This is a genomic window from Streptomyces sp. NPDC006384 (assembly GCF_042870695.1).
In the GTDB taxonomy this organism is placed as follows: domain Bacteria; phylum Actinomycetota; class Actinomycetes; order Streptomycetales; family Streptomycetaceae; genus Streptomyces.
Window position 1 is genome coordinate 107,607 of the sequence record NZ_JBIAHR010000013.1, and the last position, 18,740, is coordinate 126,346.

General features: G+C 69.2%; 20 protein-coding genes. 4 read left to right on the forward strand and 16 right to left on the reverse strand.

Annotated elements, in window-relative coordinates; genetic code table 11:
- Entirely contained in the window at positions 1–897 is an 897-nt protein-coding gene (locus tag ACFYOJ_RS19585) for a helix-turn-helix domain-containing protein (protein WP_061441537.1), read from the reverse strand.
- Between the two features lie 685 nt (positions 898–1,582).
- Here ACFYOJ_RS19585 and ACFYOJ_RS19590 point away from each other — a divergent pair.
- From ACFYOJ_RS19590 to ACFYOJ_RS19605, 4 genes are all read left to right on the forward strand, one after another.
- Positions 1,583–2,035, forward strand: a complete 453-nt coding sequence (locus ACFYOJ_RS19590) for a helix-turn-helix domain-containing protein (protein WP_007491144.1) — start codon at positions 1,583–1,585, stop codon at positions 2,033–2,035.
- Positions 2,036–2,215: 180 nt separating this feature from the next.
- Positions 2,216–2,770, forward strand: coding sequence for a hypothetical protein (locus ACFYOJ_RS19595; protein WP_007491146.1), 555 nt, complete (start codon positions 2,216–2,218; stop codon positions 2,768–2,770).
- Positions 2,767–3,966 carry an MAB_1171c family putative transporter gene (locus ACFYOJ_RS19600; protein WP_061441536.1) on the forward strand — a complete coding sequence of 400 codons (1,200 nt, stop codon included), beginning with the start codon at positions 2,767–2,769 and terminating at the stop codon, positions 3,964–3,966. Before ACFYOJ_RS19595 ends, ACFYOJ_RS19600 begins: the two co-directional genes overlap by 4 nt.
- Positions 3,956–4,549, forward strand: coding sequence for a phosphatase PAP2 family protein (locus tag ACFYOJ_RS19605; protein ID WP_054100449.1), 594 nt, complete (start codon positions 3,956–3,958; stop codon positions 4,547–4,549). The genes ACFYOJ_RS19600 and ACFYOJ_RS19605 overlap by 11 nt, the downstream gene beginning before the upstream one ends.
- A 101-nt stretch (positions 4,550–4,650) precedes the next feature.
- On the opposite strand, the gene ACFYOJ_RS19610 is transcribed toward ACFYOJ_RS19605, so the two are convergent.
- The 15 genes from ACFYOJ_RS19610 to ACFYOJ_RS19680 all read right to left on the reverse strand — a co-directional run bounded on the left by ACFYOJ_RS19610 (position 4,651) and on the right by ACFYOJ_RS19680 (position 18,732).
- Positions 4,651–5,211 carry a peptide deformylase gene (locus ACFYOJ_RS19610; protein WP_233520842.1) on the reverse strand — a complete coding sequence of 187 codons (561 nt, stop codon included), beginning with the start codon at positions 5,209–5,211 and terminating at the stop codon, positions 4,651–4,653.
- Positions 5,212–5,307: 96 nt separating this feature from the next.
- Positions 5,308–6,417, reverse strand: coding sequence for a hypothetical protein (locus ACFYOJ_RS19615; protein WP_061441534.1), 1,110 nt, complete (start codon positions 6,415–6,417; stop codon positions 5,308–5,310).
- Between the two features lies 1 nt (position 6,418).
- Entirely contained in the window at positions 6,419–8,509 is a 2,091-nt protein-coding gene (gene fxlM, locus ACFYOJ_RS19620; protein ID WP_114530920.1) for a methyltransferase, FxLD system, read from the reverse strand.
- A gap of 18 nt (positions 8,510–8,527) precedes the next feature.
- Entirely contained in the window at positions 8,528–9,787 is a 1,260-nt protein-coding gene (locus ACFYOJ_RS19625; RefSeq protein WP_061441532.1) for a lanthionine synthetase C family protein, read from the reverse strand.
- Positions 9,774–12,872 carry a lantibiotic dehydratase gene (locus ACFYOJ_RS19630; protein WP_061441531.1) on the reverse strand — a complete coding sequence of 1,033 codons (3,099 nt, stop codon included), beginning with the start codon at positions 12,870–12,872 and terminating at the stop codon, positions 9,774–9,776. The genes ACFYOJ_RS19625 and ACFYOJ_RS19630 overlap by 14 nt, the downstream gene beginning before the upstream one ends.
- Positions 12,873–12,958: 86 nt before the next feature.
- Entirely contained in the window at positions 12,959–13,138 is a 180-nt protein-coding gene (locus ACFYOJ_RS19635) for an FxLD family lanthipeptide (protein WP_054100455.1), read from the reverse strand.
- A 37-nt stretch (positions 13,139–13,175) separates the two neighbouring features.
- Positions 13,176–13,307 (reverse strand): FxLD family lanthipeptide, encoded by a 132-nt coding sequence (locus tag ACFYOJ_RS19640; RefSeq protein ID WP_011031314.1) that lies wholly within the window; start codon positions 13,305–13,307, stop codon positions 13,176–13,178.
- 106 nt (positions 13,308–13,413) lie between these two features.
- Positions 13,414–13,593: an FxLD family lanthipeptide gene (locus ACFYOJ_RS19645; RefSeq protein ID WP_061441530.1), complete on the reverse strand. Its 180-nt coding sequence runs from the start codon at positions 13,591–13,593 to the stop codon at positions 13,414–13,416.
- A 195-nt stretch (positions 13,594–13,788) separates the two neighbouring features.
- On the reverse strand, positions 13,789–14,256 hold the full coding sequence (locus ACFYOJ_RS19650; protein ID WP_054100456.1) for a DUF6082 family protein: 468 nt from the start codon (positions 14,254–14,256) through the stop codon (positions 13,789–13,791).
- A 74-nt stretch (positions 14,257–14,330) separates the two neighbouring features.
- Positions 14,331–14,906, reverse strand: a complete 576-nt coding sequence (locus tag ACFYOJ_RS19655) for a DUF6624 domain-containing protein (RefSeq protein WP_114530919.1) — start codon at positions 14,904–14,906, stop codon at positions 14,331–14,333.
- Positions 14,903–15,553, reverse strand: coding sequence for a hypothetical protein (locus ACFYOJ_RS19660; protein ID WP_114530918.1), 651 nt, complete (start codon positions 15,551–15,553; stop codon positions 14,903–14,905). Before ACFYOJ_RS19660 ends, ACFYOJ_RS19655 begins: the two co-directional genes overlap by 4 nt.
- Positions 15,550–16,023, reverse strand: coding sequence for a LuxR C-terminal-related transcriptional regulator (locus ACFYOJ_RS19665; RefSeq protein ID WP_233520684.1), 474 nt, complete (start codon positions 16,021–16,023; stop codon positions 15,550–15,552). The genes ACFYOJ_RS19660 and ACFYOJ_RS19665 overlap by 4 nt, the downstream gene beginning before the upstream one ends.
- 137 nt (positions 16,024–16,160) lie before the next feature.
- Positions 16,161–17,414 carry an acyl-CoA dehydrogenase family protein gene (locus ACFYOJ_RS19670; protein WP_061441528.1) on the reverse strand — a complete coding sequence of 418 codons (1,254 nt, stop codon included), beginning with the start codon at positions 17,412–17,414 and terminating at the stop codon, positions 16,161–16,163.
- Between the two features lie 86 nt (positions 17,415–17,500).
- Positions 17,501–18,142: a GAF domain-containing protein gene (locus ACFYOJ_RS19675; RefSeq protein ID WP_061441527.1), complete on the reverse strand. Its 642-nt coding sequence runs from the start codon at positions 18,140–18,142 to the stop codon at positions 17,501–17,503.
- Entirely contained in the window at positions 18,142–18,732 is a 591-nt protein-coding gene (locus ACFYOJ_RS19680; RefSeq protein ID WP_054100460.1) for an ATP/GTP-binding protein, read from the reverse strand. Before ACFYOJ_RS19680 ends, ACFYOJ_RS19675 begins: the two co-directional genes overlap by 1 nt.
- Positions 18,733–18,740: the final 8 nt, after the last annotated feature.

Genomic DNA, 18,740 nt, shown 5'->3' on the forward strand with positions numbered 1-18,740 from the left:
TCAGCCCTCCGTTCCGGTCGGCTCGTCCAGGGCGGCGAGAAGGGCGGCGGTGTGCTTCTCGGCCCGCGTCATGCCACCGGGCGCGGCGGTGTTCTGGCCGGGCACGGCGTAGAGGTTCGGGCGGTTGGGGGCGTGTTCCCGGGTGATCCAGGCTCGCCAGTCGGCAGCCCAGGCTTCCGCCGGCCTCGGGGCGTGGGCCGCCCGGTGGGCACGCCACTTCGCGTCGGCGGCCTGCAGGCCATGCTCGCCGAGGCGGTCGAGGTGTCCCTGCCGGCGGGCCCAGGTGTGGGTGGCGGGGTCGACCTGCCACTCGGCAGCCGGGAGGACGGCAGCACCACCACTGCTGTACCTCCGGTTCAAATTAGGTTCACTACGGTTCTGTGTGCCGGTGGCCGGTACATCGCTGTGCCGGTGGCCGGTACGCCGCTGTGCCGGTTTCCGCCTGGGCCTGCCGGTTTCCGGTACTGCCGGTTTCCGGACCCTGGCGGGGGATTCCGGCACCTCACGCGGGCGGATTCCGTACCGCCGCAGGGCCGACAGCCGGAGCTTGGCAGGGCCAGCGGGCTCGTCCGGCACTGCCGTCTCGCCCGTTTCCTCCCGCTGCTCTCGCAGCGCCTGTGCGACTGCTTCGGCGGCGAGCGGCAGGCGGTAGACCGTGCTGCGCTGCGGGCCCACCAGGTCGTCGAGCTGTTCCAGCTCGCCGGCCAGGACGAGGCGTTCGATGGCTTCGCGCACCGTGGAGACCGAGGCGTGCGTGCGCTTGGCCAGGCTGGACAGGGAGGCCCAGGAGATGCACTGGTCGTCGGCCACCCGGTCGGCGATCGACAGCAGGACCAGACGCGCGGCCCCTCGGCTGGAGCTGTGCTCCCACACCCACTCGCGAGCTTCGCTGCTCATCGGCCGCTCCCGGCAAGCGGGCGGGCGGGGCGGCCCGCGGGGGCCTGGATGGTGCGGTCCGGCTCGGGGCGCTGAGGCGCCGAGGCGGAGCTAGCTGCCGCGCAGGCCGGACGGTAGGGCCTTTTGCGCAGGGCGGAGCGCATGCAAGAATCTCCTTTGGTGTTGCCACGCTGAGACGCCCCGTGGAAGGGATCAGCGTGGTGATGGTGGCGATCTCCGCCCTTGCCGGGGCGGTACAGCCGTTAAGCGTCCGGCGTCCGGGAGTTGCCGCTCTCGGGCGCCGTCGCTGTGTTCTGGGGCCTATGAGGCCCGGAGGTTGTGCACGTCATTGCTCCTGTGCTCGTCCGTGCGGGCGGTCTGCCCGGCGGGGGACGACGAACATACGCACGGCTCCGCGTCAAGGTCCAGAGTTGGTTCTTAAACCCTGTAGAAGTCGCGTGAGCTGCTGCGACGGGGGTGGAGCGAGCATGGGCGAGTCCTAGCGCGTACGTAGGTCACGACGGCCGGGCAAGGAGCGCTTACCGCACCCCGCCGGCGTCACATCACTTCAGTGAAGCTGTGTTCGAAAACCTACGCCAGAGTGATCCCAGTCTGTCAACACTGAAGTGAAGCCTCTCAGCCTTTGGTCCTGGGAACTACACTGCAGTACAGTCCGGAGTCGGCGTCTAGATGAGAGGAGTCGGTGATGGTGGAGTCCAGCGGGCCGGCGGAGGCGCCCGGCGGCGCGGCCGACGCTCGGCGCTCATTCGCCGACAAGCTCAACCACCTGTTCCAGACCGTGACGAACCCGGAGACCGGCAAGCGTTACACCAATGCCGAGGTCGCCCGGGCGATCTCCGTGTCCGAGAGTGCGATCTCGCAGCTGCGGACCGGTGCGAAGCCCAACCCCACCTACACGACGGTGGAACGACTGGCCGGCCACTTCCACGTCAAAGAGCAGTACTTCTTCTCGGACTACGACGCCGAGGAGGCCGAGAAGGTGCGCGCCTCCATGGAACTCATCGAGGCCGTAGCCGACAGCGACGTCCGCGGCCTTGCGCTTCGAGCCAACGGCCTCTCGGCGGACAGCTTGAGGATGATCACGGATGTGATCAATCAGGCGAGACGGTGGGAAGGGCTCGACAAGCCCGGGCAGTGATGTGACCTCACTCACCTGCTGGGTGGATTTGACTGGTATGCCGCGCATGGATCTTCAAGATCGCCTTGGGCAACCATCTGTACCTATGCAAAGCTCCGCTAGAACCACGCGGAATGGTGGGTTCCGGTTAGCGCAGGCCGTGTCAGCGCTCATTCGGGGGCTACAGCAAGGATCTCGTCCATGTTCAAGCGGCAATTCGCGCGCAGAGAGGCGCAGCTGAGGCGACTGTGTGAGGAGCAGTTGCGGGGGATCGAGATATCCGATCCCTACGCGGTGGATGAAATATGCCGGCAGCTCGCCGTCAAGCGTGGCCGCCCCCTGCACCTCCACGAATTGCCTGAGACCGGAGGGGCCAACGCTCCCTGCGGAATGGTCCTCTCGTTCGACCACGGGGATTACGTCTTTCACGTCGCGGCTACCAGCGAGCGGCATCGTGCACAAATCGTGCGCCACGAGCTAGCGCACCTGCTGCTCGGGCACGCCGGGAACAACGAGAGCGTCGTCAGGTCTCTACTGGGAGTCCTGCCTGACGGGGTCGACCCCTCTGCCGTGCTCTCCGCTCTCGGCCGGACGAGCTACGACAGCGAGACCGAGTACGACGCCGAAATGGCCGCCTCCTGCCTGGGAGAGCTCTTTCACGATCTTGCCCACTCGGGCCGGGAACGCGGTCGGTCCGGTGCCGTGGCGCGGCTCGACGACGCCCTGGTCCACCCACGGAGGAACCGCCGCTCATGAGTACATCCACCCTCATCGCCGGCGTCCTCTGGCTGGTGGCTCTGTGGCGGCTGCCGTCCCTCCGGCACTCTCGCAAGCAGCGAAGTCTGGCGCTGACCCTGGTGGCTCTCGCAGCTGCCATGACGTTCGAGGTTCCGCCGGTCAAAGAGGCAGTCGATGCCGCCGTCGGCGCAGACGCCAGGCTGTCGCCGCTGCTGAAGCACCTGCTCGGCGTTACCTCGGCGGCATATCTGCTCGACTTCGTCATCGCAGTCGTTCGACCGCAGGGCCTGGCAAGTCGCACCCGGCTGGTGGCCGCCGGCGTGACGTTGCCCCTCATGCTCGCCTTCTACGCCCTGGCCAACTGGACGTCAGGAGGGCCCGTCAGGCTTGGGGAGGGCCGTGGCGCCCTCTTTCCCGTCCTCTACATGACGGTCTTCACGCTGTACATCGGCATCGCCATGGTCGTCGCTACATGGCTGTTCCTCGGCGGCGTACGTCACAGCCGGACTCTCCTGGGGAAGGCCGGCCTCGGATTTCTGGGCTTGGGAACCCTGCTCGGAAGCCTGTACGCCCTCCAGCGCATCGTCTTCGTGACGGTTCAGCTTGCCTCCGGCACCAGCTATCCAGCTTTGGAGAACCTTCTCTCCACAACGCTCAAGCAAGCCACCGTCCTGTCGGTCGCCGTCGGCGTCTGCTTGCCTCCTCTCTCCGTCGCCGTGGAATACGTCGCCGCGTGGAGCACCCTGCGGAAACTGCGTCCGCTCTGGGTGCAGCTCACGGAAGCAGCCCCGTATGTGGTGCTGGCGACATCTGTAGGCAGGTGGCGTGTCCGCTTCCGGCTGGAACGGTGCGTCATCGAGATCGAGGATGCCTGCCTGGCGCTTCGCGAGTACGTGTCAGTCGACATGCACGCAAAGGCCCGGAGGTTCGTCCGTCAGGAAGGGGTCGCTGCGCAACTCTCTGACGCAGTGGCGGAAGCCTGCTGGTTGCGTGCAGCCGTCCAGAGCGCACGAAATGGGGAACGGCTGCGGGGAGTTGAATATCCACCCCTCGGCGTCACTGGCCGAGACAGAGCGAGCGAACTGTCATGGTTGCGCACCGTTGCCCGCGCGTACCTCTCCTCGCCAGTCGTTTCCGAATTCGTCCGGAAAGAACATTCGTCCGTTTCCCACGAGCAGGGCGCTTCGGAAAGGATCTCCTCAGATGACAACTGATGTCCGCCCCAGCGAGTCGCGGCTGGCCCGCCGCATTACAGACTGGCTTGAGCCGAAGAACTGGATCATCGCTGTCACGCTGCTGGTCGGCTGGCACACCGCAGAATGGACAGGTGTTGCTTGGGGTGTGGTCGGCGCCCTCTTCGCGGCCGTCATCCCGATCACCTTCATCAAGTACGGCATTCGCAAGGGTCACTGGGGCGACAGACACGTCGGAGCGAAGCCAGCACGGCTAGTCGTGATGGCCGTCATCCTGCTCTCCGTAGCCACCGGCATCGTCCTGATGCTTGTCGCGGGGGCGCCGCGCACCATGGTTGCCCTCATCGTCTCGATGCTCGTGACGCTCGCGATTCTCACCGCGATCACCTTCGCCTGGAAGATCTCCGTCCACCAGGCCGTGTCCGCAGGTGCCTGCGCGATGCTCGTGCAGACCTACGGCCCGTGGATGGCCCTTGGCTTCCTGTTGGTCGTCGTCGTCGGCTGGTCCCGCGTCGAGCTGCGGGACCACACACGCAACCAAGTGATCGCAGGCACCATCCTCGGCACCATCGTGGCCGCAGCCGTCTTCCACCTGGCGCGCTGATCCGAAGGAGGGGCGTGGTTGAGAGCGGCCGCTACGCCTCCCAGGTATCTCACCCGGCTTTCGGGCCCCTGCACCGGCTCGCGGGCCGGCAGGATCGGGTTTCAGTGCTCGTAGGACCAGGCCCGTCCGGTCTGCCGGTACTCGGTCACGGAGATGGGCTGCACTCCGGGGCGCATCCGGGCTGTGTACAGGTGGCCGTCGAGGTGGTCGATCTCGTGGTGGACCAGACGGGCGAGGCCGCGTTCGTAGTCAGTGGTCACGGTCGTCCCGTCGAGTGTCGTGGTCTCGACCGTGATCCGGAGGGGGCGAGGGACGAGGCCGCGTACGTCGAAGAAGCTCAGGCATCCCTCGTACTGGTCGTCGGTCTCCTGCGAGGCGGCGATGACCCGGGGGTTGAGCAGTACGATCGCGCCCGCTCCTGGCTCGGCGGGCTGGACGACGGCCGCGGCCCGGCGGATGCCGATCTGTGGGGCTGCAATGCCCATGCCCTTGGCGAACGTGTGGACGCCTGCGATGCGCGCCATGGAGGTGAACAGGCTTTCCACGGCTTGCTCGGCGGCCTCACGTTCGGCAGGGAGTGAGAAGGGGCGTGCTGGCTCGGCAAGGACGGAGGCGCCTTCCTGGACTACGCCGAGGTTGCGCATCTGCTCGCTGGGCCGCATCTCGTTCACGAGAACTCCTGTTGATTCGCGTCGAGTTCGCTCGGCCAACCGCGGTTGCAGTGGACATACGACGGGGTGCGCCGCTCGGGGTGCCGGTCATGCGGGCCAGGCGTTAGCTCGGCAGCTAGCGTGGCGTTGCCAGACATCCGCTGCGACTGTTGAAGCGTCCCGTATGGCCTGATCCAGAGGGTCGGGGATGCTGCCCCGTCCGAGGCCGGCGGAGGCGACTGCAGTGGAGAGCGTTCTGCGCTCGTCCTGGCTCAGCCCTTCGCGGCACACAGAGTGGGCCAGGACGTCTCGTGCGATGTACCCGTCGGGATGCGTCGTCGCTTCGCTGGTGAGGCGGTGCATCAATTCGGCTTGTCGGGACTCTGGGGAGAGGTCGAGCACAACCAGTCCTACACGAGAGCGGAAGACGGCAAGGTCGGGGGCCGAGCCGAGAGCCAGGTAGTGCTGCACCATCTTGTTGATCGGCTCGACTGGCTGCTCGTCGGCTGCCCTGTGGCAGAGGACGGCAAGGGCTGCCGCGACGGCGTGCTCCCATGGCTCCACCAGGGTGCTCTCGTGTAGGAACTTCAACGCATCGCTGGGCTGCTCGCCGAGGCAGCGGACGAGCACCTCGACTTGGCGCCCGTCGAAGAGGCGCTTTCCCACGCCCCGGTGTTGCCTACTGTGCGCCCGGGCGTAGTCCCATTCACCTGCTGCGACGAGGGCACGGGTTCCGTCGCCGAGGAGTACGGCCCACAGCCATTGGCATACCTGTTGATGGTCGGAAGCCGACTTCGTGAGGCGTTGGAAGGACGTGGCGCGGTCGTCGATGACCGCTTCCGTCTTCGATCTGACTGCTCGGTTCAGGGAATCGAGCAGATGATACGCGCCAGTCCCGTCGCCGTCGCGGATGCGCAGTCGGGCCAGGTTGACCAGAGGTTCCAGGGCGTACCGGGCTTCCTGCGCGCCCAGGGGCTGGGCGCGCAGGACGGCCTCGGCGTGGCGCCAGCACAGAGAGCGTGCCAGGTCCGGCATGCCGCAGTCGCTTGCGATCAGTGCCGCCTTGTTCAGGGCGACGGTTGCGGAGGTCACGTTGTCGTCGCGCTCGGCGGCGGCAGCGAGGTCGGTGATTTCGCGGATGCGTTCAGCGAGAGGCGGGCACGCTGGACGTGGACGGGCAACGAGCGGGAACCGCTTCGCTATCTGGCTGACGTCCATGTCACTGCCATTCGATGACGATGCGGTTCAGCGGGTTGTCGAAGGTGAAGCGGCCGGGCTTCGGGGCGAGCGGGGTCGCGTCGAGCGGCTGAATCTCGAAGCCGACGTCGAGCGCTCGGAAGTGCTGGTCCCAGGTGCGGATCTGGTCCGCGACGTCCCCGGCGAGGGCCTCGGCGTCGGTGCCGTGGCCGATGACGCCGAACTCGTACAGGGTGGCGCCATCGGGGGCCTTCTTCGCGTAGGGGCGCCGGGTGAGGTAGGTGAGCGTGCCACCCTCGAAGACCGCGGTCGAGGACGGGTAGGGCGCGGTGACCAGTCCCTTCTCGATGGCTTCGGGCTTGGCGGGCATCCGGCTCAGGCCGTTCGGCATGGCGCAGGCGAGCCACAGCTCCAGGTACTCCGCCGATTCCGGGCCCCGGAAGGTGACGTCCGTCCACGCCTCGGCGCGCGGCTGGCGGAAGATGTCGCGCAGGGCGTCAGCGTCGACCTTCTGGTCTCCGTTGGTGACGAGGGTGACGGTGTTGTCGGGGTCCAGGGGAACGAAGACGCGCGGGTCGTCGGCGATTCCCCGGCGCAGCGGCATGAACGTGTTCATCTGGCTGCCGACGCTGCGCCAGGCTCCGTCCTGGTTCTCGAAGGCGATCGAGCGGGAGACGCTGCCGCGCAGGCGTAGTGGTGTGAGGAGTCGTCCGCCGGGGGCGAGCTGGTCGAGCCAGGCGTGCGGAACGCCGTGGGCGCCGACGGTGGCTTCGATCCGGTCGTACGGCGCGTTGGAGGCGTGGCCCACGGCTCCGTCTCCGAGGACCACTTCGACGTTGTGGATGCCGGCGGCGGCCAGCCCGCCGCGCGCTCCGTCCACGATGTCCTCGTCCACGTCGATCGTGGTGACGTGTCCCGTCTCGCCGACGAGGTAGCCGAGGAGTCCGGCGTTGAAGCCGGTGCCGGCCCCCAGCTCCAGGATCTTCTGGCCGGGCTGGACGTCGAGTTGTTCCAGCATCATGGCGACGATGTCAGGCTGGGAGGCGCAGCTGATGGAGCGGCCGGATCCGTCGAACTTCGTGTCCACGGGTGTGTTGCCGTACGCCTTTTCTAGGGGGGCGTTGGGGACGAAGAGGTGGCGGGGTACGGTCCGCATGGCCTCCTCCACCCGGGGCGTGCGCACGCACCCGGTCTCGACCAGGTGGTCGATCAGCTGGGCGCGCAGACGGTCTGCGGAGGGGGCTTCGATGGTGTCACTGTTCACCCCGTTGACCGTAGTGCTCGCCGTCCCCTCAGCTCGGGTGGACGCGGTGTTGTCGCTCGTTCCCATGACTACCTCTTTCGCGAGTGTTGACAAGGTGCGCTGGTCCTGGGCGGGGAGGCCCAGGCGGTTGAAGTGGAAGATGCCGTGGTGGGCGATCACGGCCCGCAACCCTCGTTCCAGGCGGCCCTGACGGTTGAGGTCCGCGAGCTGCTGGCCAAACCACTCGAACGTGGCTATCCACTCGGCCAGCGGCGCGAGTCGGCCCTGGGTGACGCTGCGGCTGGTGGTGCTGACGTCGACGGTCATCAACCGGTGGACAGCGGCCCGGTGCCGTTGCGGACCGCAGACCTCGTCGCCGGGGCGCTCGGCCGCGATCCTCGCCCAGACGTCGCCCTGCTCGTACCAGTCGAGACCCGCCGCGCGCATCGCCACGCTGAGCAGGAGCACCGCCAGCTCGCGGCGGCCGAGCTGGGGGCCGCTCACTGTCCGCTGGCGGTCCGCCTTCTCCAGCAGGTGACGGCTGTCGTAGTGGAACAGGGTGTGGCCGATCTTCATCGCGGCGGGGCCGCCGAAGGCTGTCTCTTCCGGCTCGTAGATGCCTCGCGTCCAGGAAGCGAGGACGCCGGCGTCGACCAGCTCGTCCAGGGCAGCGTCCAGGGCCTTCGCCGTGTCCGGGCCCGCGGCCCGGTACCGCAACCGCCACCAGGGGAACTTTCGCAGGAAGGACCACTGGGCCAGTTCCGACTCATGGGCGATCAGCACTGGGAGTAGATGCTCCACGGCGGTGGCCTCCGCGCGGCTCCAGTCGGTGAACCGGATGAGGCGTTGCGGCCATTCGTCCGCTGCCATGTTTCCTCTTCTCGTCGGCTAGTTGATCAGGAAGCAGGTGTCCCACCCGGACGCGGACGGCGTTCCGGTGTGGAAGGAGTGCAGGGCGAGGGCGGTGCCTGCGGCACCTTCGAGGAGCCCGATGTCGCCGCCGCCGGGAGGGTTGATTAGGGAGTCCGCCAGGGCGCCGGGCGTGGTCTCGGTGATTGGTGCCAGGAGCCGGGGCAGGCATTCGGTGAGGCCGGGAGTGAGGGCGTCGGTGGCAGCGAGTTGTGTGATGTGCGCCAGGCCGGCGAAGCCGTGGCACAGGGAGACGTCCACGGTCGCGTCGAGTTGTCCGGGGTCGGTCATGGCGCGCAGGAGGGCGAATTCGGCGGCGTGTTGGCGCGCCGGGTCCTTGAGGGCGATGGCGGCGAGCTGCTGGGCGCGGGCGAATCCTGCGGTGCCGTAGCACCAGGACGGCCGGGATGGTCCGGGGCCGATCGTGCCGGAGCGTAGTTGCTCACGGGTGATCCAGTACGGCCACCACGGGCCGGCGGGGCCGTCCTGCTGCCAGTGGTCGAGCCAGGCCAGGATGCGGGTGATCGCGTCGAGGTGGCCCTCGACGGTGACGCTGCGGCGGGCTGCGAGGGAGAGCACAGCGAGGGGGCCGCCGATGCCGTGGGCGACGCCGTTATTGGCGTGCCCTTCCGGATATTCCGGGGAGATCGTGCCGGAGGGAGCTAGGGAGCTCCACCAGCCGGGCAGAACTTCCCCGTCCTGCTTGACCGGCTCGGTCAGGCGGACCAGGTAGGTCAGGATCTCGCGGACGACGTCGGTATGGACGTCGCGGTGCAGCAGGAGCCCGCCCAGCCCGCTCAGGCCGCGGATCGCGTCGAACTCCGCCAGCGCGGGCATCTCGCCGCGGTCCATGCGTGCGTGGGCGTCCGCGAGCCGGTCCCGGATCGCCTTCGTGACGTACCGGTCGAGGGCGTCCAGGGCGCGGGCGTAGCGTCCGGGGCGGTCGGCGGCGGCGTGCAGGGCGAAGGCGAGCGCGGGCGCCCCGTAGTAGAGGTGGCTGTCCGGGCCGCCGACAGCGGGTTCGGCTGCGGCGCAGGCGAGCCAGTCGTGGGCGCGCTGCCACGGACCCAGCTCGGTGCGGGCCCGCTCGATGTGCAGCAGCGCGACACCGACCGCGCCGTGCGCGAGCGACTGCGGCCACCAGCCCTGGCGGTGATGCAGCCCCCGTACATCCTGCGGCGAGGCAAGCCGCTCGGCGATCGTGTCGGCGGCTGCCCGCGCGCTTTCACGCAGATTCATGGTGATCTCCTCGGTGAGTCCAGGCCATCGCGGCGGCGTGGGCCAGCCGTACGCACATCCGCTCGTCGTCCTTGTCGATGCCGGCGGCGCGGATGTGGTGGGCGTGCAGCAGCGAGTCGAGAACGACGTCCGGGTCGATGCCACCGAACGCGTCCAGCTTCTGCCGGTAGCGGGCCAGGGCCGCGTCGCGCTCGCTCCAGGCGCTGGCGATGGCGTCGCCGCCGGGAGCCGCGCGCAGGGCCGCCCAGCCGTCGGCCGGGTCGGCTAGGCGCAACGCCTGACCGCGCACGGTCCGGTCCATAGGGCGCGGGTCAGTGATCCGGCCGTGGGCAATCAGCCAGTTCATGCCGGCTGCGGTGCTGCCGGTGAAGGCGGCGGCGACGGAGACGAAGTTCGCTGCGGCGAGGACCTGTTGGTGCGGACGGGAGCTTTGGGCGAACTGGACGGCCAGGGCTCGGGAGTCAGCGGCGAAGACGTCCTCGGCCAGGCCCATCAGCGGCCCGGGGCCCCACCGGCCGGTCTCCGGATAGGAGGTCGCGAACTGCATGTCGGTGAGGAGCCCGGCACGGCGCAGTCCGTTCGCCCAGGCGCTCACGCGTTGTGCGGTGAGGGCGAAGTCCTGCTCGCTGGGGACCGCGATGCGCAGGCGCAGGTGCCAGCGGGGATCGCGGTAGCGAATGTACCACCAGGTCGGCGGCGCGTCCCACTGGCCGAGCAGCGCGGGCAGGTGGTCGGCAAGGATCTCGGGCTGCCGTTCGACGTGCCCGTACAGCTTGACCAGCAGCCAGGAGGCGGCGCCCGGAAGGTGACCGTGGTCGCGGGTGACGAGCTGGTCCGCGGTGACGGGAGGGACGGCCGGCCACTGCGGCGGGCGGACGGCCGTCATCGGGGCGATGATCTCGTGGGACCGTCCGTCGAACCAGCCTTCCTCGGATTCCGCTTCCGTCAAGATCACCGATTCATGAGTGTCCAGGTGGGCGCGCAGCAGCGCGAGGTGCGCGCGCTCGGAGAGGTCCAGCGGCAGAAGCTGGTCGCCCTCGGCCAGCGCGACTTCGTCCGGAACTCGGCGGCGTGCGCGCCACTCGTCGGCCGCCTTGTGCCACTCCCCCCAGGAGGCGCGGCGGTCGGGCAGCTCCGACCGGTTCAGTCGCCACCTCGCCGGAGAGAGGATCGCGCGGCCGTAGCGCACCCGCGGCAGGTACGGCAGTGCGGTAGCGGACGCCCAGGGGAAGACGGTCAGGACGGCGGTCTGGGCCCGGCTGATCTCGGTGAGGAAGCGTGCGAGCGGCGGCGTGTGGCCGCGCAGGTCCAGCGCGTGCAGCGTCATGGGGTCCAGCAGGCAGGCGCGGGAGAGGGAGACGAGGTAGAGCCTGCGGCGGTCGCAGCCCACGGCGAGGTCGTCGAGCGGGATGGTGCGCGCGTCGACCGGACGGTGCTCCGCCAGGCTGATGACGGCCGGCAGGAGTTCTGTAACGCGGGTGACGTTGGTGTCGCCCCGGTCGAGTGGGGTGAAGGAGACCTGCGTGGGCACCGCGCCGGGCGTGTTGACCGGCAGCTCTTCCAGCATGACGGCCATGCGGGCCTGATCGTCTGATGCGAGCAGCCCCAGGCTGCGGCCGATCGTGGTGCCGATCCCGCGGGACGGGGCGATGCTGTGGAGAACGAAGTCTCCACTCTCCAGGGCCTCTTGCGAAGCGGCACGGATTCGAAAGCGCAGCTCCGTGTGGGCCGGTACCTGCGGGGCGTTGCGATCTCCGACCGTCAACGTGCGGATCAGGTCCTCGTCCAGGCGGATCTCGTCGCGGCCGTCGAGGACGGCCGCTTGGGCGAGGGAGAGCAGCCGCTGTTCACGGGCGGTCAGGGCCTCACCCTGTTCAGGTTGCGCATCGCGGTATCCGACCGGGAACCCGAGGCCGACATCGGGGTCCACCAGGTCCCGGACCGGGACGAGTGAGTTGATGCCGTACCGCTCGAAGAATCGGTTGTGGAAGTCCTTCCATGCCGGAGTGCCGAAGGGGTACGCGCTCAGCCGGGCCAGCACCGTGGCGGCCTGCTCCGCCTCGCGGGCAACCTGTGGGGGCAGAGTGAGGGAGCAGTCCATGCGAAGGTCCAGCGTGAACGGCTGAGCCTTGACGCTACTCAAAGCGGTCATTTTCCGACGTAAGGCGGTACGCAGGTGCCGGCCGTCCGCCGGGGCCAGGACCTGGTTGTGCCGGGCGATGGCGTCGCGGACCGTCCGCAGGTCGGCCACGAGGTCCGTGGCTGATGAGGCGGCGGCTGCTTCGGCCTGCTCGACCAGGTGGTCCAGGGCGTCGAGGGTGGCAGAGGGCGCGTGCAGGCTGCTGATGAGCACACCGCGTTCGACGAGGCTGCTGACGAGCCCTTCCACCCGGTCCGCGGGAACGTCGGGGAACTCGCTCCTCATCAGTGCGACCACCGCATGGACGGGGACGGGCGAGGCGGTGGCATCAACGGCGATACGTACGGCGCTGGTGTACCGGAGGGACACTTCGGCCGCTGGGCTGCCGTCGGTACGGCATGAACGGGGCGGGTAGGGCACGATCAGCCGATCGCCCCGTACGAAGATGGTGTTGTTGGCCATCACATGAAGGTGCCGCAGGAGTTCAGGATCTGCTTCCAGACGGGCGACCAGGTCCGCGATCCAGTCGCCGTCGGCGCGGATGACGGGTCGATGCCACTCACCCCAGGACCATCCCGGTCGTTCCCCGAACGAGGCGGGCGCGATACCGGCGAACAGACCGTTCGGGGTCGCCCGGCCCGTCATACGCAGCAGGTACCGCATGACCGACACCACTGCGCGGCGCAACTGACGGGTCTCGGGACTGGCCACCGAGCACAGGGTCTGAACCTGCTGCGCGAGCAGAGGGCTGGCCTGCTCGATGGAGTCGGCGGCCTCGGACAGCGACCAGACGTCGCGCAGCCACGTCTGCCACCGCACCTCGCAGTCCGGGGTGTCGTCGGTGAGGTCCGGCCACGCGGGAAGCCGCAGCCTCGAGGAACGGGCGGCGCGCACCAGCGCAGTATCCGCGCACCGGTACAGCGGGCCGTCCTTCCGGGAACCCATGCACCCTCCCTGGTTGTGGTGTGTTGGGGTGGGTGCCAGCCCGCGCGGCGCAAGGCCGCGCGGGCTGGCAGATCAATGCGCCGAGGTCAGGCCACGTTGGTGGCGCAGGACCCCTGGCAGCTCGGCTTGCAGCCGTCGTCCGTCAGGTTGATCACCGTGGCGGAGCCGTCGCCGGACTCCAGGACGCTGATGTCCAGGTCGAACGCGTCACCGCCCGCCGTGGCGGCCGGGGACTGTGCCTGGCCCTTGATCGTGTTCGCGTTCATGGGGGTGTCTCCCTACTCGTCGTGCGGTGGAAGATGATCAGGCCACGTTGGTGGCGCACGGGCTGGAGCAGGTGCTGCCGCAGCCGTCGTCGGTGAGGTTGATCAGCGTGGCGGAGCCGTCGTCGGACTCCAGGACGCTGATGTCGAGGTCGAATTCGTCGTTCTGCATGTGGTGATTCCTCCGTTGTCGTGCGCGGCTCCGATCGAGCCGCGAGGGACGTGCCGCGTGGGCGGCGCCGACAGGACATGGGCGTCGTGCCGGTGGTCTGGTGTGGTCAGGAGCCGCTGGAGATACAGGCGTTGCCACCGCAGGTTGAGCCGCAGCCGCCGTCGGAGGCGATACACGCCCCGACCGTGCCACCCGATTCGATGACGCTGATGTCGAGGTCGAACGGGTCCTGCGCGGCAGAGGCCGAGGCGGTCCTCATGCCCTGGTCGGTCACCCTGGGAGTCACGGGAATCCTCCTGATTGGTCCGGTGGAACACTTCGATTCGGTGTGTTGCGGTACGGCCGACCCCGGTGGGCAACAGCTGTGTGGCCTGCGCCAGTCGGGTCCTCGCCGGCCACCTCTTCAGACACGAGAACTGCTGTCCGGAAGAGGAATTGGGGACGGGACACGGAAGTCCGAAAGGTGAACCGAGATACGCCGTCAGGCTGCCGCGGGCTGCGCTTGAGGATGGTTCTTCGCGGCCTGGTCCAGCACCCGGGTGAAGTGCTCGGCCCGCTTGTCGCCCTCGGCCTCCTGAGCGCGGAGGTCGCCGAAGCGCTGCCAGTAGCGCCGGCAGACGTCACTGCTCATGACCATCTCGGCGTAGAACGGCAGCTGTCCGTCGCGGACGCGGCCGAGGCAGTGTCGGAGGCTGAGGGCGCAGATGAGTCGGTTGGCCGACATGAGCTGCATGTACTCCTCGGCCTTCATGTCCTCGGGCTTCCACAGCTCGGCGAGGTCGGCGTTGGTGGACACCCGGTTCAGCCAGTCGAGCTGGTTGCCCGCGAGGAGCGCCTCGTGCCGCTCGGCCTGGTGCCGTGCGTTCTGCCTGAGCCGGGCGGCTCCGACCACGGCGGTCGTGAGGGACAGGGCAACACCGGCAGCGAGGACGGCGGTAGGGAGCTTCATCGATCAACAACCCTTTCGCAGAGCGGATGTGCGGCATGAAGGCCGAATGGTGGGGACCGCGGTGTTCCGCTTGTTCACGCGGCCTCCGCGAGGACGACGCTCGGGACTTCATCGGTAGAGCCGTTAGGCATGTACCGGCTACGCACCGTCTCCAGTGCGACAGCGATCGGCGGCAGACCGACCGTGGCCCTTCGTTTGTCGACGGATCCCGGCGCGCGCAGTGGGCACAGCTCGATGCGGTCGGAGCTCAGCAGGAGCTGGGTGCCGTACTCCTGGTCCTGGCCGGTGTTGATGAGGGTGCGGTCGTGTAGGTGTGCCCAGTGGTGGACGAGCGCGTCGCCGACCTCGACCGCACGTCCGAGTAGGATGGTGGCGGCGCGCTGGAAGACGAGATCGTGGTCGCTGTGCAGGGCGATGCTCCAGGCGGCTCGGGCAGCAGCAGGGCCGACGAGGCGGTGGCCGGGCCACTCGTATTCGCCCAGGACGCGGTGCAGAAACTTGGCGTTGGCGTAGTCGGTGTGCCGACCACGGCCGAGTTGGACGCCATCGAGCTGGTTGCGCACGCGTGTGGCCCGGTGCGCTGCCGATTCCGTGGCGCGGGCGATCAGCTCGCGGGCGATGTCGGGCCGCTGCGGCTTTTCGGTTGTCACGTGCTGCTCCCTTCTTCCGCGGCAAGATGGGGAGCTTGGGTTTGGCAGCTGATTAGTGTGCTGAGTCGGGGGCGGTGCTCGGCGGCCAGTTCGAGGCGGGCGACCCGGTCCCCCTCCCGTCCCGGACCGGAACCCCGCACGTCCCAGCCCATGTCCGTGAGCCGACGCAGCAGGGCGGCGATGGGTTCGGCTTGCAGGGTGTGGCCTGCCAGGATTTCGGCCCGTACGAGCGGGAGGCTCTGCCGGGCGGCGAAGTCGGAGGCCCACAGGGTGATCAGCCGGGTGATGTCGTCGGGCTGCTCGGGCAGGGTGTGCACTAGGCCCAGGCGGAGGCAGGGGCCTTCGCCCCAGCTGAGTCCGGGGTCGCGCGCGGGGACCATGCAGGCGAGCAGCTTTCCGTCCTCGAACAGACCGGCCGACGTCGTGTGCGGGTCGCGGAACAGGGCCGGCACGTCGGCTTGGGCGGGCACGGGGAGACCGCGCAGGGTGAGCCAGCGCTGCCGGTCCTGCACGAGGGCAGCGGCTTCCGCGCGCTCGGCGTCCGTACGTAACCTGCGCACCGCGTACACGGCGCCCGGGTACTTCGCTGCGAACGAGGTGGAAGCCGGAGCCTCCTCGTTGGCCAGGGGAGTGGGGGGCCTTCTCACTGGCTCGCTCCGCTCCGCGCCGCCGGGTCGGTCGGCAGCAGCTTCCAGCCGTGGGCAAGGATCACCAGGTGGGTGGTGTCCCGCGCGCCCGTGTCGGCGAGGAGTTGGTCGAGTGCGGCGCGCTGGTCGGCGGGGGCGAGCTTGGCGGCGACGGCGATGTCACGGGGGTCGCTGTGCTCGGCGACGGCTCGGAGCAGCAGCCGCTGGTCCGGGGTGAGGGATGGCGCTGGCCGGTCCGCCGTGGGTGAGGCCACCTGCTGGGTGGTGAACAGGCGGTGCACGATCACCGGGGGCTTGCAGCGGGGCGGGCAGTGCAGGCTCTCACGGATGTCGCGCATGTACTGGCGGACGGTCACGGCCGACAGGCTGGTCTCTGCCGCAATCTCCTTGGCCGTGAGGCCGTTCGCGAGGTGCTGGGCGACGCGCTGCAGGGTCGGCGTCAGGGGCGTGATCGGTGCGCTGGTCGTCACGGGCGGGGTCACGGTGTCTCTCTCGGCTGAGTGGATGGTCACTGGGAGGGGTGCCGCCGGTCCCCGCGGGGGACGGGGGCCGGCGGCACGGGCCCGTGCGCGGCGGTGGGGAGTCACGGGGTGCCGCGCACGGGGGCTCATGCGGCGGTCGGGTCGGGTCGTGCCCAGGCGGCTTCGGCGGCGAGGCGCTCGGACCACTGGAAGTGGTCCTCTGCGAAGGCGGCGTCGGCCAGGCGGATGCGCTGGACTTCGCCGGTTCCGGCCGGTGGGTAGGTGTGCTGGATGTCGCGCCACAGGCGCTGGACGATGTAGTCGCCATCGAGGGCGTGGGCGCCGTGCAGTTCCATGGCGTCCTGGGCGGACTGGACGGCCCACTGGTGGCCGAGGTATTTCGAGTTGATCAGGTCGGCGTCGCAGGGCAGGCCGTGGTCGAGGAGGTGTACGGCCTGGTAGGAGAGGATCCGGGCGGCGCGCAGGCGGGCTTCCATGCCGCCGACGCGGTCCCGCAGGACCGGCAGGTCGGACAGGGCGCCCTGGTAGCGGGGGCGGGTCTTGAGCCTGGCGGTGGTGGTGTCCACGACGGCTTCGTGGATGCCGAGGCTGACGGCGGCCAGGTTGGGGCGGCCGTAGAGGATGCTGCTGCTCTGGGCCACGGCCAGTCCCTGGCCGATCTCCCCGACCACGTTGTCGGCGGGGACGCGGACGTGATCGAGGTCGAGGCGGCCGGCGGAGAAGCCGTGCAGACCGAGCCCGGCACGGTGGTCGGAGACGGAAAGTCCGGGGCGGTCGGCTTCGACCATGAACGCGGTCAGCGCCTGCGAGGTGCTTACTCCCGGCCTTGCGGTGCGGGCGACGACGAGGTGGGCTCCGGCGAGGTGGCTGTTGCCGATATGGATCTTGCTGCCGGTGATCACCCACTCGTTGCCGGCGCGTTCGGCGGTGGTTTCGATGCCGCCGATGTGTCCTCCGGCGAGCGGTTCGGTCACGGCGATCGACAGCAGCACGGACCCGTCCGCGACCCGGGGAAGCCAGCGGCCCTTCTGCTCGTAGGTGGCGAAGTGCAGCAGAGCGCCCACGGGGATCAATGTGGCCTGCAGGATGGCCGCGGCAGCCGCCGAGACCCGCGCGATGCGGTGGACCAAGACGGTCCTGGCCACGTGTCCGGCGCCCAGCCCGCCGAAGACCGCCGGGACGGTGACGGCGAACCAGCCCCGTGCGGCCATCAGGTCGGCGACCTTGCGCTCCACCCTGCCCGGAGCGGCCTCCATCCGCGCCACGCGCGGCGCGACGTACTCGGCCGCGAAGGCGTCCGCCTCCTGCCACAGCAGATCGTGGCGGGCGGTGAGGTAGGGACGCAGCGCCGGTGGAGGCGTGGTGGGTGTGGCGGACATGGTCTCCCTCTCCCTGGATGAAGGTCGCAACGCGTGGAGCGGCCGGGGAACGCCTACGGCTCCCGGGTGGGAAGTTGTGGAACGGCCTAGCGGACGGGGGCGCGGACGATGTGGTCCATCACCTGTGCACTGGCGTTGATGACGATGTCCCGCAGACGACGTGCCTCGGCCAGGGGCCGCTTCTCGGGGTCGATCACACACACCGTGCCCAGCACCGTGCCGCTGTCGTGGATCAACGGAGCGCCGAAGTAGGAACGGATCCCGACGGCGTCGACCACCGCGTTGCCGCTGAAGCGCGGGGACGCGTGCACGTCGTGCAGCGGGAGGGCCTTCCTGCGGGCCATGACCTCCGGGCACCAGCCGTGGTCCCGGCTCATGGTGCGGCCGACGATCACGAACCCGCTGTCCGCCGGCGGCTGGTGCAGCCCGACGAAAGTCTGCTCCTCCAGGAACAGGTTGACGAACCCGTACAAGAACCCGGCCTGTGTGGCCATGTCGCGGGCCAGCTCGTCGAAGTCCTCGTTGGCCACCGGGGGCACGCCCAGGCGGTTGAGTAGCTCGTAACGCTGAGCCAGCTCCAGCGACTGCTGAGGTCGCTGGCTGGTGAGGGCGGTGCCGGGCGGGGTGAACGGGCCGGGGGTGGTGTCCCGCATGTCGCGCCGAGGCAAGGACCGGGCGGGCGGGGCAGTCTGCGGCGTGCGGTAGGGGTCGCTGGGGTGCTGTGACATCAGACGTCCTGGAGGGTGGTAGAAGGGGTGTGACCAGCGCGATTGGTGGTGGCGGCGCAATTGACGGCGTGGTCGACGAGGGCCAGCAGAACGCCGGCGACGTGATTCGTGTCGCGGGCGTCGCAGGTGACCACCGGCACGGCAGCGGGGAGTTCGAGAGCGGCGCGGACCTGCTCGGGGTGGTAGCGGTGCGCCCCGTCGAATTGGTTGACCGCGACGACGAAGGGCAGGCCGATGTCCTCGAAGAAGCTGACGGGCGTGAAGCTGCTCTCCAAGCGGCGGGTATCGACCAGGACGACCGCGCCGACGGCGCCGCGGGAGAGGTCGTACCAGAGGTCGACGAACCGGTCCTGGCCCGGCGTGCCGAACAGAAACAGTTCCAGCGGCACGGGCGCATCGGGCAGGCTCAATCGGCCGAAGTCGAAGGCGACCGTGGTGGTCCGCTTGGACGCCAGGCCAGCCAGGCTGTCGACGTCCGCGCTCGCCTCGGTCAGGTACTCCTCCGTACTCAGCGGCGTGATCTCGCTGACGGCGCCCACTGCGGTGGTCTTGCCCGCGCCGAAACCGCCGGCAATCACGATCTTCAGCACAGTCGGCG

Coding starts and splice junctions, on each gene's coding strand:
- ACFYOJ_RS19585 (WP_061441537.1), bottom strand. CDS start 897: ATGAGCAGCGAAGCTCGCGAGTGGGTGTGGGAGCACAGCTCCAGCCGA.
- ACFYOJ_RS19590 (WP_007491144.1), top strand. CDS start 1,583: ATGGTGGAGTCCAGCGGGCCGGCGGAGGCGCCCGGCGGCGCGGCCGAC.
- ACFYOJ_RS19595 (WP_007491146.1), top strand. CDS start 2,216: ATGTTCAAGCGGCAATTCGCGCGCAGAGAGGCGCAGCTGAGGCGACTG.
- ACFYOJ_RS19600 (WP_061441536.1), top strand. CDS start 2,767: ATGAGTACATCCACCCTCATCGCCGGCGTCCTCTGGCTGGTGGCTCTG.
- ACFYOJ_RS19605 (WP_054100449.1), top strand. CDS start 3,956: ATGACAACTGATGTCCGCCCCAGCGAGTCGCGGCTGGCCCGCCGCATT.
- ACFYOJ_RS19610 (WP_233520842.1), bottom strand. CDS start 5,211: ATGCGGCCCAGCGAGCAGATGCGCAACCTCGGCGTAGTCCAGGAAGGC.
- ACFYOJ_RS19615 (WP_061441534.1), bottom strand. CDS start 6,417: ATGGACGTCAGCCAGATAGCGAAGCGGTTCCCGCTCGTTGCCCGTCCA.
- fxlM (WP_114530920.1), bottom strand. CDS start 8,509: ATGGCAGCGGACGAATGGCCGCAACGCCTCATCCGGTTCACCGACTGG.
- ACFYOJ_RS19625 (WP_061441532.1), bottom strand. CDS start 9,787: ATGAATCTGCGTGAAAGCGCGCGGGCAGCCGCCGACACGATCGCCGAG.
- ACFYOJ_RS19630 (WP_061441531.1), bottom strand. CDS start 12,872: ATGGGTTCCCGGAAGGACGGCCCGCTGTACCGGTGCGCGGATACTGCG.
- ACFYOJ_RS19635 (WP_054100455.1), bottom strand. CDS start 13,138: ATGAACGCGAACACGATCAAGGGCCAGGCACAGTCCCCGGCCGCCACG.
- ACFYOJ_RS19640 (WP_011031314.1), bottom strand. CDS start 13,307: ATGCAGAACGACGAATTCGACCTCGACATCAGCGTCCTGGAGTCCGAC.
- ACFYOJ_RS19650 (WP_054100456.1), bottom strand. CDS start 14,256: ATGAAGCTCCCTACCGCCGTCCTCGCTGCCGGTGTTGCCCTGTCCCTC.
- ACFYOJ_RS19670 (WP_061441528.1), bottom strand. CDS start 17,414: ATGTCCGCCACACCCACCACGCCTCCACCGGCGCTGCGTCCCTACCTC.
- ACFYOJ_RS19675 (WP_061441527.1), bottom strand. CDS start 18,142: ATGTCACAGCACCCCAGCGACCCCTACCGCACGCCGCAGACTGCCCCG.